This is a genomic window from Achromobacter sp. 1012554356 (assembly GCF_059760815.1).
In genome coordinates this window covers 1-13,313 of the sequence record NZ_JCBANC010000098.1, presented here as the reverse complement: position 1 = coordinate 13,313, position 13,313 = coordinate 1, and the positions used below count along the sequence as shown (strand labels likewise).

At 66.4% G+C, this 13,313-nt stretch carries 10 protein-coding genes; all 10 read right to left on the bottom strand.

The genetic code is table 11. The annotated features are described in order from the left end of the window. Positions 1-224: 224 nt before the first annotated feature. The 10 genes from AC6LJW_RS28670 to AC6LJW_RS28625 all read right to left on the bottom strand — a co-directional run bounded on the left by AC6LJW_RS28670 (position 225) and on the right by AC6LJW_RS28625 (position 12,321). On the bottom strand, positions 225-1,058 hold the full coding sequence (locus AC6LJW_RS28670; protein WP_056564506.1) for a symmetrical bis(5'-nucleosyl)-tetraphosphatase: 834 nt from the start codon (positions 1,056-1,058) through the stop codon (positions 225-227). Beyond that, positions 1,055-2,233 (bottom strand): LPS export ABC transporter permease LptG, encoded by a 1,179-nt coding sequence (gene lptG, locus AC6LJW_RS28665; RefSeq protein ID WP_056564503.1) that lies wholly within the window; start codon positions 2,231-2,233, stop codon positions 1,055-1,057. The genes AC6LJW_RS28670 and lptG overlap by 4 nt, the downstream gene beginning before the upstream one ends. Positions 2,234-2,326: 93 nt before the next feature. Further along, positions 2,327-3,061, bottom strand: coding sequence for a monofunctional biosynthetic peptidoglycan transglycosylase (gene mtgA, locus AC6LJW_RS28660; protein ID WP_056564501.1), 735 nt, complete (start codon positions 3,059-3,061; stop codon positions 2,327-2,329). A gap of 5 nt (positions 3,062-3,066) precedes the next feature. Then, on the bottom strand, positions 3,067-3,930 hold the full coding sequence (gene aroE, locus AC6LJW_RS28655; RefSeq protein WP_498088895.1) for a shikimate dehydrogenase: 864 nt from the start codon (positions 3,928-3,930) through the stop codon (positions 3,067-3,069). Then, a complete protein-coding gene (locus AC6LJW_RS28650; RefSeq protein ID WP_156395206.1) occupies positions 3,927-4,826 on the bottom strand; it encodes a TonB family protein in 900 nt (299 codons plus the stop codon). The genes aroE and AC6LJW_RS28650 overlap by 4 nt, the downstream gene beginning before the upstream one ends. An 81-nt stretch (positions 4,827-4,907) precedes the next feature. Beyond that, entirely contained in the window at positions 4,908-5,996 is a 1,089-nt protein-coding gene (locus tag AC6LJW_RS28645; RefSeq protein WP_498088894.1) for an ABC transporter ATP-binding protein, read from the bottom strand. Continuing rightward, positions 5,989-7,767 (bottom strand): ABC transporter permease, encoded by a 1,779-nt coding sequence (locus AC6LJW_RS28640; RefSeq protein WP_056564492.1) that lies wholly within the window; start codon positions 7,765-7,767, stop codon positions 5,989-5,991. The genes AC6LJW_RS28645 and AC6LJW_RS28640 overlap by 8 nt, the downstream gene beginning before the upstream one ends. 137 nt (positions 7,768-7,904) lie before the next feature. After that, positions 7,905-9,002 (bottom strand): ABC transporter substrate-binding protein, encoded by a 1,098-nt coding sequence (locus AC6LJW_RS28635; protein ID WP_056564489.1) that lies wholly within the window; start codon positions 9,000-9,002, stop codon positions 7,905-7,907. Positions 9,003-9,155: 153 nt separating this feature from the next. Continuing rightward, positions 9,156-11,663 carry a sensor histidine kinase gene (locus AC6LJW_RS28630; RefSeq protein ID WP_498088893.1) on the bottom strand — a complete coding sequence of 836 codons (2,508 nt, stop codon included), beginning with the start codon at positions 11,661-11,663 and terminating at the stop codon, positions 9,156-9,158. Continuing rightward, on the bottom strand, positions 11,650-12,321 hold the full coding sequence (locus AC6LJW_RS28625; protein WP_056564482.1) for a response regulator transcription factor: 672 nt from the start codon (positions 12,319-12,321) through the stop codon (positions 11,650-11,652). The genes AC6LJW_RS28630 and AC6LJW_RS28625 overlap by 14 nt, the downstream gene beginning before the upstream one ends. Positions 12,322-13,313: the final 992 nt, after the last annotated feature.

Here is a 13,313-nt window from a genome sequence, read left to right as displayed (position 1 = left end):
GGCCTGGACGAAGATGACGAAGGGGGAGTCCGGAGCGAAGGCTCCGGACCGCAATCGTGGGCGATCGCCTCCCCGGTGACCGCGGCGTCGGGCGACCTACGTAGAACGAAAGAAAGCGACCTACGTAGAACGAAAGAAAGCGACCTACGTAGAACGAAAGCAAGCGACCTACGAAGATCTAAAGAAAACGCCCGACGAAGCTGCCAAAGCAGAACCCCGACGCCTCACTCCGCCATCGGATCCTGAAACTGCGAACACTTAACCTGCACGAGCTTCCGATCCTGCAACCGCAAAGCAGTCAACGACCCACCCCAAACACATCCCGTATCCAGGCAAATCACATCCGGCCGCTGCAACAACCCCAACGTCGACCAATGTCCAAACACCGTCGTGACGTTACGCGTCGCACGATTAGGCACATCGAACCAAGGCACCAACCCGGGCGGCCATGCCCCCGGCGTCACCTTCGTCGCAAATTCCATATGCCCGTTCGGCGTGCACAAACGGATCCGCGTCAGCGCGTTGATGATCACCCGCATCCGCTTGCCGCCCTTGTGGTCTTCCTTCCAGGTGGCCGGCTCGTTGCCGTACATCTTTTGAAGGGCCTTCTGCCAGTTCGGCCCGCGTAGCGCGTCCTGGACTTCGCCGGCCAGGGCCAGCGTTTTGGCGACGTCCCATTTGGCCAGGGTGCCCGCGTGGACCAGCAGGTGGTTCTGCTCGAAATGCGCCAACGGGCGGAACCGCAGCCAGTTGAGCAGGTCCGTCGCGTCCGGTGCCCGCAGGATGGATTCCAGCGTGTCCGATTTGGACGGCTTGCGCACACCCGCGGCCGCGGCCAGCAGGTGCAGGTCGTGGTTGCCCAGGACCACCGTTGCGCGGTCGCCCAGGTCGATGATGCGGCGCAGGGTTTCGAGCGACTGCGGGCCGCGGTTGACCAGGTCGCCGGCAAACCAGAAGCGCGACTTGGGATCGCCAACCAGGTCCGGGTGGGACAGCAAGCGATCCAGCGGCGAGCAGCAGCCCTGCACGTCGCCGATCATCCAGATACTGCCGTTCATGCGGGACTCTTGCTCCAAGGCCAACGTTGTTGGACGACACGGGTGATGGTGTGGCGGTATTCCATGTAGCTCATGGCGCCCAGCGCCAGCGCCATGGCGCCCAGGTTCGGGCCCAGGGCGGTCAGCCAGGGCGGCCACTTGCCCAGCATGCCGACGTTCAGCGCAAGCTGGTTCAGCATGAAGAAGCCCACGCCCAGCAGGATGCCCACGAAAACCTTGGCGCCGACGCCGCCGCGGCGGGTCTGCATGAGGCCGATGGGGGCGGCGATGGTGATCATCACCAGCAGGGTGAAGGGGTAGGCCAGTTTGCGCCACAGGGCGACGACCTGGCGGCCGTATTGAAGCTGGTTGTCCCGCAGGTAATCCACGTAGTCGAGCAGCGTGACGATCGACATGCGCTCGGGCGTCAGCACGCGCGCCAGCAGGCGTTCGGCGCTGAGCGTGGTGTCGATGGAGCGTTCGGGCAGCTTCACGACCGTGGCGGGCGGGTTTTTGGGGGGGCGGGCGTTGGCGAGCGCCTCGGCGGCCTCGGCGTCCAGGCGGGTTTCGGAGACGTCCTTGAGGACCAGGTCGCCGCGCGTGAACGTGCCCGTGGGGGCGGTGGACAGCGCCGACAACGTCAGGTCTTTCTTGAATTCGTAGAGGGTCACGCCGGCCACCTGGCCGTCGCCCTTCAGTTCGGCGATGTTGATGATGCGGGTGCCGCCATTGGCGGTGGGTTCCTTGAACCAGTAGCCGCTTTTGAGGCGGTCGCCGCCGGCCTTGCCGCGGAACATCAGGTTGGCCTCGCCGGTCTTGACCTCGGCCCAGGGCGTGACGTATTCGGACAACAGGCCTGCGCCGATCATCAGCGGAATCGTGACGATCCAGAGCATCCGCAGCAGCTTCATGCCGCTGACCCCCGAGACCCGCAGGATGACGAGTTCGTTGCGTTGGGCCAAGCCCGCCAGCGCCAGAATGGCACCGATCAGGAGCCCGATGGGCAGCAGGTCATAGAGACGGGTGGGGATCGCCAGCGCCTGCATGTACAGCAGGGCCATCATGGAGAACTTGTCGCCCACGTTGTCCAGGTCGTCCACCAGAGCGAAGAACGTGAAAAGGCCTAGCAGGGCCAGAAGGACCACTGCGCAAGAGCGATAGACCTCTCGGGCCAGGTAGCGACGTGCGGTACGCATGAAGGAAAAGGGAGTGGAGCGCGTAAACGTGAAAGCTTAACAAATCCCGCAGCCGGAAGACGGCCGGCGGGACCGATTTGTCCGGTTCCCCTTTCAGGGGATGTCGACCATCTGCATCCGGCGTGTCAACACGCCGACCCGGGAATTCAGATAGTTGGACTTGCGGTGGCTGTCATAGAAGCGCGGGTTGGGCAGCATGGCCGCCAGCCGGGCGGACTGGCTGTTCCCCAGGTTGGCGGCGGTGGTATTGAAATAATGCTTGGCGGCGGCCTGGGCGCCGAACACGCCCACGCCCCACTCGGCGACGTTCAGGTAGAGCTCCAGGATCCGTTCCTTGCTCATGACGTGTTCGATCATGTAGGCCAGGACCAGTTCCTGGCCCTTGCGCAGGTAACTGCGCGAGCCCGACAGGAACAGATTTTTGGCCAGTTGCTGGGTGATGGTGGAGCCACCGCGCATCTTCGAGCGCCCTGCCTCTTCCTGTTTCTGGTTGTATTCCCAGGCCTTGCGGATGGCGTCCCATTCGACCCCGTCGTGGCCCGTGAAATTGGAATCCTCGGAGGCGATCACCGCGCGCTTGAGCGAGCGGTTGATCTTGTCGTAGGCGACCCATTCGTACTTCAGCTCGATCGCCGGGTCTTCCTTGCGCAAGCGCGACAGCTCTTCGCGCATCATCGCGCTGCTGCCCGGGTCGCGGTAGTTGTACCAGACCACCTGGGCGAACAGCCAGAATTGGTACAGCAGGATCGCGCACACCAGCGCCATCACCAAACCGGTGGTGATCCGGAACCAATTTCGGCCGCCGCTGCGGCCCGTGCGCGTCGCCATGCCGTTCAGCTTCCGGCGGCCAGCGCCTCGCGCAGCGCCGTCAGGACGGGCGCTGCATCGGGGCGCACGCCGTGCCAGATGAAAAAGCTCTCGGCGGCCTGGCCGACCAGCATGCCCAGCCCGTCGGCGGTCAGGGCTGCGCCGTCGGCGTCGGCCTGCCGCATGAAGGCGGTGGGCTGCGCGCCGTACATCATGTCGTAGGCGGCGGCGCCGTCTGCGTACAGGCCGGGCGGCAGATCGGGCGCGGCGTTCTGCAGGCCGCTGGCGGTGGCGTTGATGACCAGGTTCCAGCCGCCGGAGACGGCGGCGGTGGCCAGGGCGCCCGCGGTCACCTGGGTTTGCGGCGACACGCCGCTCGCGCCCCAGGCCGCGGCCAGTTCCTCGGCGCGGGCGGCGGTGCGGTTAACGATGTGAATACGGGTGCAGCCGGCCTCGGCCAGGGGCTGCAGGACGCCGCGCGCTGCGCCGCCGGCGCCGACCAGCAGCACGGCGGCGCCCGGCAGGCGCACGCCCAGGCGCAGCAGGTCATTGACCAGGCCCACGCCGTCGGTGTTGCAGCCGTGCCAGACGCCGTCGCGCCAGGAAAGGGTATTTACCGCGCCTGCCAGCCGGGCGCGGTTCGACAGGCGGCCCGACGCCAGCGCATAGGCGTCAAGCTTGAAAGGCACCGTGACATTCAGGCCCAGACCGCCGTCCGCCACGAAGGCGGCGACGGCGTCGGCAAAGCCGTCCACCGGCGCAAGCAGGCGCTCGTAGCGCAGGGGCTTGCCGGTCTGCTGCGAAAACATGGCGTGGATCTGAGGCGAGCGGCTATGCGCGATGGGGTTGCCGATGACGGCGTAGCGGGCTTGAGGAATCGCCTCGGTCATGGGGCCTGTGTTTCCAGAGTGTCGTTGACGAAATGCCAGGTGCGGGTGATGACCAGCACGTCCGTATCGCGGGCGATATCGGGCGGGAAAGGGGGAAAGGGCGCGGCAAGCTGGACGATGCGGCGCGCCGCCTGGTTCAGGACCGCGTGCGGCGACGGCTGGTCGATCTCGACCTCGGCGATGCTGCCATCGGCGCGCACCGATACGGTGATGCGCAGCGACCCGTAAATGCGGCCGCGCGCCTCGTCGGGGTAATGCTGGGTGCCGACCGTCTCGATCCGGGTGCGCCAGGCATCCAGGTAGCCGGCGTAGCGGGACGCCTCGGCGGAGGGCGCGATGAACTGTTTACGCGGCTCGGCGCTGTACTGCTGGACCCGCGCCGCCAGCGCCGCCACCTGGGCGTTCTGGATGACGCTGGCCTGGTCCTGGGCGTCCTGGCCGACGTCGGCGCCGTCGGGCCACGGGTTGACCGCCTGGCGCTCGGGGCCGGCGTTGTGCGGCGAGCGCAACTGGGTCATGAGGCGGGCCTGTTCGGCCTCCAGTTGCACCTGGCGCTGGCGCATGGCTTCCAGGACGATGGTCTCGGCCGAGCTGCCGGTCTGGGGAAGCGGGGTGGTGGACACGCCGCGGTCGGCGTTGCCGCCGCCCGTCATCTGATTCTGCGCGACGGTGCGCGGGTTTTCCGGCGGCGTCTCGCTGCGGGCATTGAGCAGCACGACTTCCAGGCTGGTCACGGGCGGGCGCGTCTGCGTGGGCGCGCTGAAACGCCACGCCAGCGCGCCGGCGTGCACCAACAGCGATATCGCGATGCCGATACGCAGGTAGTGCTGGGCGGGGGCGCCCAGCCACCAGAGGTAACGGCTCAGCATGGAGGGAGAATCAGCGCGTTGCACCAGCGCATTGTAAGGCGAGTCCACGCCCGCCGCGCGGTCCGTCCGAAGGCGGTATTCGCCCTCGGACGGAAGGCCTAGACCCCGTCAGGCGGAGGCCCGGGGGAAGATCCACACCTTGCTGGCAGGTAGCGCCAGGCGGCAGGGACCCGGTTCGCGGCCCTCGGGGCCATAGGCGCGCAGGGCGAGGCTGCGGGCGGGATCGGCGTCCGGCGTGCGGAACAGGTACTCCCAGCGGTCGCCCAGATACATGCTGGTCAGAAGCGGCATGTCGACGTGGTTGCCGTCCGGGTCATCGGCAAGACGCACCTGCTCCACGCGGATGACCGCGGTGGCGTCCTGTCCCGCGGCGACGCCCGCGCCGGCCTTGCCCCACAGCGACCAGCCAGCGCCTTCGATCCGAGCCTGTCCGTCGCGCAGCTCGGTGACCTTGCCGTCCAGCCGGTTGTTGCTGCCCATGAATTCCGCCGTGAACAGTGTGGACGGCGATCCGTACATCTCCTGCGGCGTGCCCTGCTGTTCGATCTTGCCGTTGTTCAGCAGCAGGATGCGGTCGGAGATTGCCATGGCTTCGCTTTGGTCATGCGTCACCATCAGCGCGGACAGGCCCAGGCGGATGATGAGTTCGCGCAGGAACGCGCGCGCCTCTTCGCGCAGCTTGGCATCCAGGTTGGACAGCGGTTCGTCCAGCAGGATGACGGGCGGGCTGTAGACCAGCGCGCGGCCGATGGCCACGCGCTGCTGCTGGCCGCCGGACAGCGCGTGCGGATGGCGCTGGCCCAGCTTGCCCAGCCCAAGCTGGTCCAGCACGGCCTGCACGCGTTCGCGGACCTCGGCGCCCGGCGTCTTGCGCAGCTTGAGCGGGTAGGCAACGTTCTCGAACACCGTCTTGTGCGGCCACAGCGCGTAAGACTGGAACACCAGCCCCAGGTTGCGTTCTTCGGCCGGGATCTCGGCGCGGGCCGCGCCGTCATAGACGACGTTCTCGCCGATGGTGATGCGGCCGTGCTTGGGGCCTTCCAGGCCGGCCACGGCGCGCAGCAGGGTGGTCTTGCCGCTGCCCGATGGGCCCAGCAAGGACACCACTTCGCCCTGGCGCAGCTGCATCGACACGCCCTTGAGCACCGGGTTGTCGCCGTAGTCCAGGTGCAGGTCTTCTACAGAAAGCTCAATCATGAAGTTTGACTCCGAATCGCAGGGCGATGCCCAGGCCGATCACGACCAGAACGATATTGATGAAGGAAAGCGCGGCCACGATGTCGATGGCGCCGGAGGCCCACAAGGACACCAGCATGGACCCGATGGTCTCGGTGCCGGGCGACAGCAGATAGACGCCGGTGGAGTATTCGCGCTCGAAGATCAGGAACATCAGCAGCCACGAGCCGATCAGGCCGTACTTGGCCAGCGGCACCGTGACGTGGCGGGTGACCTGGCCGCGGCGCGCGCCGGCGGTGCGGGCGGCTTCTTCCAGTTCGGGCCCCACTTGCAGCAGGGTCGACGAGATCAGGCGCAGGCCGTATGCCATCCACACCACCGTGTAGGCAAGCCACACACTGAAGATGGTGCTGCGCAGGGCGCGCAGCCATTCGACGAAGTTCTCGCGCAGCCATTCCGCGAAGGGTAGGGCAGACAGCCAGCCGTTCTCGTCCACGTCCAGCGCGTTGTCCAGCCACATCGGCACGAACAGGAACACCCACAGGAACGCCAGGCCGGCCAGCAGGCCCGGCACCGCACGCGGCACGAGCACGCTGTAGTCCATGAAGCGCGTGACGTTGTCTGGCTTGCGATGCATCGCAAGGCCCACGAACATGTAGCACATCACCGCCAGCGCGCCGCCGAAGACGCCGATGGCGACCGAGTTGACGATGGCGCGCATCAGGTTCGGCTGCGAGAACACGGTACGGAAGGCGTCGAGCGACAGCACGTCAAAGAGCGAGACGCCCAGGCCCCAGTTGGACACGAACGCGCGCAGCAGCACGCCGGTCAGCGGCACGATGATGGTGACGAACAGCCAGAACGCCACCACCGCGCCGGCCACCCAGCGCCATTTGCCCAGCGGCAGCGGCCGCGCACGCGAGGCCTTGCCCTTGACGGTGACGAAGCGGTTGGCGGTGCGCATCAGGCGGCGCTGCAGCATCACCAGCGGAATGGTCATGCAGATCAGCACCACGGCCACGGCGGCCATCAGGTGATAGGACGGAATGCCCAGCTTGTTGGTCAGCTTGTACAGATACGTGGCCAGCACGAGGTTGCCTTCCGGATCGCCCAGCACCAGCACCAGGCCGAAGACCTCCAGGCCCAGGAAGAAGAGCAGCACGGTTGCGTACAGCATGGCGGGACGCACCATGGGCAGGCTGACGGACACCATCACGCGCAGCGGCGAAGCGCCGGCCACGCGGGCGGCTTCTTCGACGTCGGAGCCCATGCTGCGCAGCGCCGACGAGATGTACAGATAGGCGTGCGGCACGTGCGTGAGGCCCGCGATGATGACGATGCTGGTCAGCGAATAGACGTTCCAGGGCACGAAGCCCAGGATGTTCTGCACCCAGGTCGAGAAGAAGCCGACCGGACCGGCCGCGACCACGTAGCCAAAGCCCAGCACCATGGGCGATACGAACACCGGCACCAGGATCAGCGGCTCGATCCAGCGGCGGCCCGGCAGGTCGGTGCGGATCATCAGGAACGCCAGCATGCCGCCCAGCGGGATGGCGATGGCAGCCAGCCCGAATGCGAGGATGAAGCCGCTGCGTAGCGCCTTGTAGAAATCGGGATCCGCGAAGATGAAGCGGAACGCGTCCAGGCTCCAGGCCTTGGACGGGGAAAAGAACGGCGCCGAGAGAAAACTCTGGATGATGATGAACGACAGCGGCACGTAGATGGCGAGCGCCGTGATCAGCACCACCACGCCGCGTGGCAGGGACTGCCATTTTCTGCGCAATGACTGCATGGGAAATCCTGTGGTCGGAAAGGACGCGTTGGCCGCGCCGCCGGGGACGACGGCCCCGGGGCAGGGTCAGGCGGACGGCGTGCCGTCCGCTGCGTTGGCGGCGGCTCCAGGCATGGATGCCGCCCGGAGCCCGGGCATCACTTGCCCGCTGCCGCCCGCCATTGCTTGATGAATTCCAGGCGCTTGTTCTGCTCCAGGTAGTCCAGCAGCGTTTCATTGACCGGAATCGGCTTGAGCGAGGCGCCCAGCTTCTTGGTCATGCCATCCACGTCGTTGTCGCCTTCGATGTCATCGCGCACGGAAGCCAGATCAGCCTGGTTGGCCATGATTTCCTGGCCCTTCTGCGACAGCAGGTAGTCCATCCACAGCTTGGCGGCGTTGCGGTTCTTGGCCTTCTTGCTGATGAACGCGACGCGCGAGAGCACCAGCGCGTAGTCGGTGGGGTAGGCCACGCCCAGCGACGGATCGTTCTTGGCGCGCGTCTCGGCGTAAGAGCCCAGGATGTTGTAGCCGATCAGGTTTTCGCCCGAGGACACGCGTTCCATCATGGTGCCGGTGGACGACTGCACGATCAGCCCGCCCTTGGCGATGTCCTTGAGGGTCTCGAAGTACTTGGGATCGTTGGCCTTGTCCTGCACCGCCAGCATGAACCCGACCGCGGACTTCTCGATGTCGTAGGTGGTGACCTTGTTCTTGAACTTGTCGGGTTGGCTGGCGATCAGCTTGGCCAGCGCGCCGTGCGTGGTGGGCACTTCGTTGGCGGGAATGAGGCGCTTGTTGTAGATGAAGACGGCCGGCTCGTACGTCGTGCCGTAGGCCGAGTCCTTCCAGACGGCCCAGGCCGGCAGCTTGCCGGCTTCGGGCGACTGGTACTTGAGCGCGTAGTCGGTGGCCAGCTTCAAGGCCGAATCCATCGACGAGCTCCAAACGATGTCGCCGCTGCCGCCGCCCGCCGCCTGTTCGCTGATGTAGCGGTTGTAGAGCTCGGTGCTGTTCATGTCGTTGTATTCGACCTTGACGCCCGGATACAGGGCTTCGAAGCCCTTGATGATGGGACCGGCGGCCTTGGTGTCGGTGGTCGAATAGATGACGACCTTGCCTTCCTTCTTGGCGCCGTCCAGGATCTTCTGGTAGTCGGCTGGATAGCCTGCGGGCACTGCCTGCGCAAATGCGCTGCCGGTGGCGATGGCGAATGCGGCGGCGCAGGCGGCCGCCAGTTTGGACTTGGCAAGCATGGATGTTGTCTCCGATTGATTTGGCTTGTTGCGGGCTCTGGGGCCCGCGTGCAGCCATCTTAGGAGTGCGCGTCTGTCGTCGTCCTGTCATGGCGGCCGCGGACGGCTAGGGGAAATCCCTGGGCCGCGGCGGCGCCATGCATGGTGTTGCCGTTACGGCCGCTGCGGCGTATCGGTGACGAGCCGGATCCAGTTCTGCACGAACCGCGAATGGCGGCGCTGGTCCAGGCCGACCAGCAGCGCCGGACTCAACACCACCGGCTGCACGATGCCCTGCGACCGCGCCAGCACTGCTTCGGAGGTCCAGCGCCCCGGCGTGTCTTCCATGATGGAACCCAGCGCGGCATGGCTGGACGCGACCTGCTGCCCGGCGGGCGACAGCAGCCAGTCCACCAGCGCGCGGCCCAGGTCCGGATTGGGGGCGGTGCGCGCGATCAGCACCGATCGCGCCAGCACGAGCACGTAGTCCTGCGGGAACACCACGCCGATGGGCCGGCCCGCGGCCTGGCGCGACAGGGCGTACGAGCCGAGGATGTTGTAGCCGATGTCCAGTTCGTCGCGCTCTATGGCGTCCAGGATCTCGGCGCTGGTGGCCGCCAGCCGAACGCCGGCCTGGCCCATGGCGTTGGCCAGCCCCCAGAAGTTGGACGAGACCAGTTCATCCTGTTCGGCCAGCAGATAACCCAGGCTGCTGGCGGCGATGTCGTAGGTGCCGATCCGCCCGCGCAGGCGCAACGGATCCTGTTCCAGCAGGCGTAGCAGATCCTGGCGCGAACGCGGCACGGCTGCTTCAGCAAAGCGCTTGGGGTTGTAGACGATGACGGCGGGCTCGAACGTGAAGCCGTAGACCTCGTGCCGCCATATTGCCCATGACGGCAGCCGCGCGGCGTAGGGGGAGGTGTAGCTTTGTGCGTAGCCGTCGTTGGCAAGCCGGATCTGCAGGTCGGATGCCGAACTCATCAGCACGTCCACATCCTGCAGACGCCCTTCGATGGCGGCCTCGTAGAGCTCGCGGCTGCCCATCTCGCGGTAGACGACGCTGACGTCGGGGCGATGGGACTGGAAGCCCTGGATGAGCGGCGCGACGACGGGCGTGTCGGTCGGGCCGGCGATGGTGAGGACGCGGGAGGAGGGTTGGGGGGCGGGGTAGCGGGTGACGACTTCGGGGATCGGAGCGGCGCGCGTCTCGGCGCCGGCCGCCCGCACGTCGGCCGATGGCGCGGCCAGCAGCAGGCATGCCGCGCAGAGCGTGGCCGCGGCGGTGGCCAGCGCGCGCCCGGCTCCGGCGCGCGCCAAGGGCAGCACGACGCGAGCCGTCAGGCCGCCGCCCGGCCGGTCCAACAGCCACAGCGAGCCGCCATGAGCCACGGCCACCGACCGCACGATCGCCAGCCCCAATCCGGACCCGGGCAGGGATTCCCCCGCACGGCCGCGCGAGAACCGCTGCTGCACGGATTCCTTCTCATCGTCGGCCACGCCGGGCCCGCGGTCCGAGACGGTGAGCGCGACGCGATAGCCGGCGATCGGCGTGGCCTGAATCTCAACCGGCCCTTCAGGCGCGTAGCGCAGGGCGTTGTCCACCAGGTTTCGCAACATCTCGCGCAGCGCGACACGATCCCCCGCGATGCGCGCGCGGCGCACCTCTGGCGCGATGGCGATGCGCAGCCGCTGTGCATCCAAAGGCCCGATGCGCCGCCGCGTTTCGTTGACGGTCTCGGCCACACCGACAAGCGCGCGGGCGCCCTTGCCCATGCGATGGGTGATGGTGGCGTCCATCAGCAGCTGGTTGATGAGCTGGCTGGCGTGCGTGGCGTTCAGGTGGATGCGTTCAAGCCGCGCGTGCAATCGCTGCGGATCGGTCTCGTCCAGCGCAACCTCGGCCTGCGCGCGCAGCGATGCCAGCGGTGTGCGAACCTGGTGCGCAGCGTCGGCCACCAGCGTGTTAAGGCTGTTCATGGTCCCGGACAGACGCTGCATGAAGCCATTGAGCGCTTCAATGAGCCGCCGCACCTCACGCGGCACGGGCTTGGATAGCGGCTCCAGATCATCCGGCGCCCGGCGCCGCAGTTCGCGTTCGACGACGGCCAGCGGCGCAAAGGCGCGCTGCACGCCAAACCACAAGAGACCCAGTGCAACCAGCGATACGGCAAGCAGTGGCAACACACTGCGCTGCAAAATTTCACCCGCCAACGCCTGACGCGACCCCAGCGTCTCGGCGACGCGCAACGTGACCCAGCCGGCATGCTGGCTGGCCGACACCAGGCGGCCGACGGTCGCGACACGAATGGGCTCGTCGTGATACCGCAAATACGTGAAGACGGGCGTGGCGGACTGCGCGAGGGGCAGCCCGGGGGCAAGGTCGCCATAACCGGTGATGAGCCTGCCGTTGGGGGTGCGCGCTTCGTAGAACACACGCTCGCCGCCGGACAGCATGGCCAGCGACGATACGGGCGGCTCAACGGTGACTTCGTTGTCTTCGATCTGAACTGATCCGGCGATGGTCAACGCGGAGGCCGCGAGCAAGCGGTCAAATGCCTGCTCCGCGGCACGCTGGGCATAGCCGCGCAGGAAGAACACCAGCCCGATGAGCGCGCACGCAAGCAACACGGCGCCCAGCGTGAAGACGCGTTGCCGGATGGAAAAGCTTTCAGGGATTTTCATGGCTGCGGGCCTGATACCCGACGCCCCGCACGGTGACGATGTCGACGGACGCGCCGGCCAGCTTCTTGCGCAGCCGCGAGATAAGCAACTCAAGCGCGTTGAGCGAGCCGTCGTCCAGATCGAAGATCTGATTCATGAGGCGTTCCTTGGCGACGGTCTGCCCAAGCTTTCCGACCAGAATCTCAAGCAACCGGAATTCACGCCGGCCCAGCTCCAGCGGCGCACCCGCGAGTTCAACATGCCGGTTGGCCAAATCCAGACTGAGATTGCCGTATTGAGCAACACTGGTGGTCTGCCCCGCAGGCCGCCGCAACAGCGCCCGCAACCGTGCTTCGAGTTCGCGCAGGTCAAAGGGTTTGACGAGGTAATCATCGGCGCCAAGATCCAGCATGTCGATCTTGTCCTCGATTTCGGCGCGCGCGGTCATGACAAGCACGGGCGCGTCGAGCCCAGCGGCACGCAACTCACGGATAAGCGTGAAGCCATCCTTGCCGGGCAGGTTGATGTCCAACACAAGCGCATCCCAGGTCTCATCGAGCGCCCACCGCGACGCCTGCACGCCGTCATGCACCCACTGCACGCTATGACCCGCCGAACGCAGCTTGCTCTCAACGGCATCGCCAAGATCGAGATTGTCCTCGACCAGCAGAATGCGCATGTCTTCTCCTCCTGTTGTGTTTTTTATCGGGAGTTTAACGGGGAGATGGTTAGCGTTGCGTTGGGGATTCTCGTTTGAGTTGTCCGACTTAGACGCGTGGCGCTTCTTGGCGACTATCGTTCTTGAGGCGTCCGGCTCGGTGGCGGGTTCGGTTCTTAAGGCGTCCGGTGCGGTGGCGACCCGGGGCGCGCGGGTCCACGATTGCGGTCCGCAGCCTTCGCTCCGGACTTGCCTAGGCGGCCCCCCCCTTCGTCATCTTCGTCCGCCTTCGGCTCCCTTCAGATTCCCTCGGGCTTATCGACGCCCCGCGCACCCCGGGCCGCCACCGCACCGGACTCGATCAGTAGAAATCTTCAGGACGCTGGGACGGACAGCGTGCTTGGCATTTTTGCGCAGAGTATTTCGTGCCAGAAGCATCTTGCGATGCCCGTCCCCGTTCGGCCGCGCGGGCGGCCTCCGGAGACTTACGCGGCGTCTTGCGTTGTGGTGATGACGCTTCGCGAGTAGGTAGCAGTTGGGTGTCTGACACCCGCATAGACGGGCTACAGGCTTGAAGGGTGCTTCCAGGGTGTCAGACACCCATCTTGGCGAAGGTGCTTGTTTTTTGCCGGGTGTCTGACACTTTCGTGCGAGCACGGCTCGCCGCTAATCGGCACTTGAACTCAAGTGCCCGATGGGCGGCGCGTACAGGTCGGAAAGTTGTGGCGGACCGTCGCCGCGCTGCCCATCACCGCCCCCACCCACCGCGAGGCGAGCCATCAGAAAACCAACCGCCGCAAGCGCGAAGCGCACTCCGCCACTACGTCCCCCCGACCCGATGCCGGGTTGCCGCCGCCCGGGCGGCAGCAATCCGGCGGCCCCGCAGATCTCCTTCCCTGTCCACAGGTCTTGCAGCGCGCAAACCAAAGACCCTAGCAGCACGGCGTCGTGGTCACCGGGGAGGCGAGCGCCGTCGATGCGCCCGAGGGAATCTGAAGGGAGCCGAAGGCGGA

Coding starts and splice junctions, on each gene's coding strand:
- AC6LJW_RS28670 (WP_056564506.1), bottom strand. CDS start 1,058: ATGAACGGCAGTATCTGGATGATCGGCGACGTGCAGGGCTGCTGCTCG.
- lptG (WP_056564503.1), bottom strand. CDS start 2,233: ATGCGTACCGCACGTCGCTACCTGGCCCGAGAGGTCTATCGCTCTTGC.
- mtgA (WP_056564501.1), bottom strand. CDS start 3,061: ATGGCGACGCGCACGGGCCGCAGCGGCGGCCGAAATTGGTTCCGGATC.
- aroE (WP_498088895.1), bottom strand. CDS start 3,930: ATGACCGAGGCGATTCCTCAAGCCCGCTACGCCGTCATCGGCAACCCC.
- AC6LJW_RS28645 (WP_498088894.1), bottom strand. CDS start 5,996: ATGATTGAGCTTTCTGTAGAAGACCTGCACCTGGACTACGGCGACAAC.
- AC6LJW_RS28640 (WP_056564492.1), bottom strand. CDS start 7,767: ATGCAGTCATTGCGCAGAAAATGGCAGTCCCTGCCACGCGGCGTGGTG.
- AC6LJW_RS28635 (WP_056564489.1), bottom strand. CDS start 9,002: ATGCTTGCCAAGTCCAAACTGGCGGCCGCCTGCGCCGCCGCATTCGCC.
- AC6LJW_RS28630 (WP_498088893.1), bottom strand. CDS start 11,663: ATGAAAATCCCTGAAAGCTTTTCCATCCGGCAACGCGTCTTCACGCTG.
- AC6LJW_RS28625 (WP_056564482.1), bottom strand. CDS start 12,321: ATGCGCATTCTGCTGGTCGAGGACAATCTCGATCTTGGCGATGCCGTT.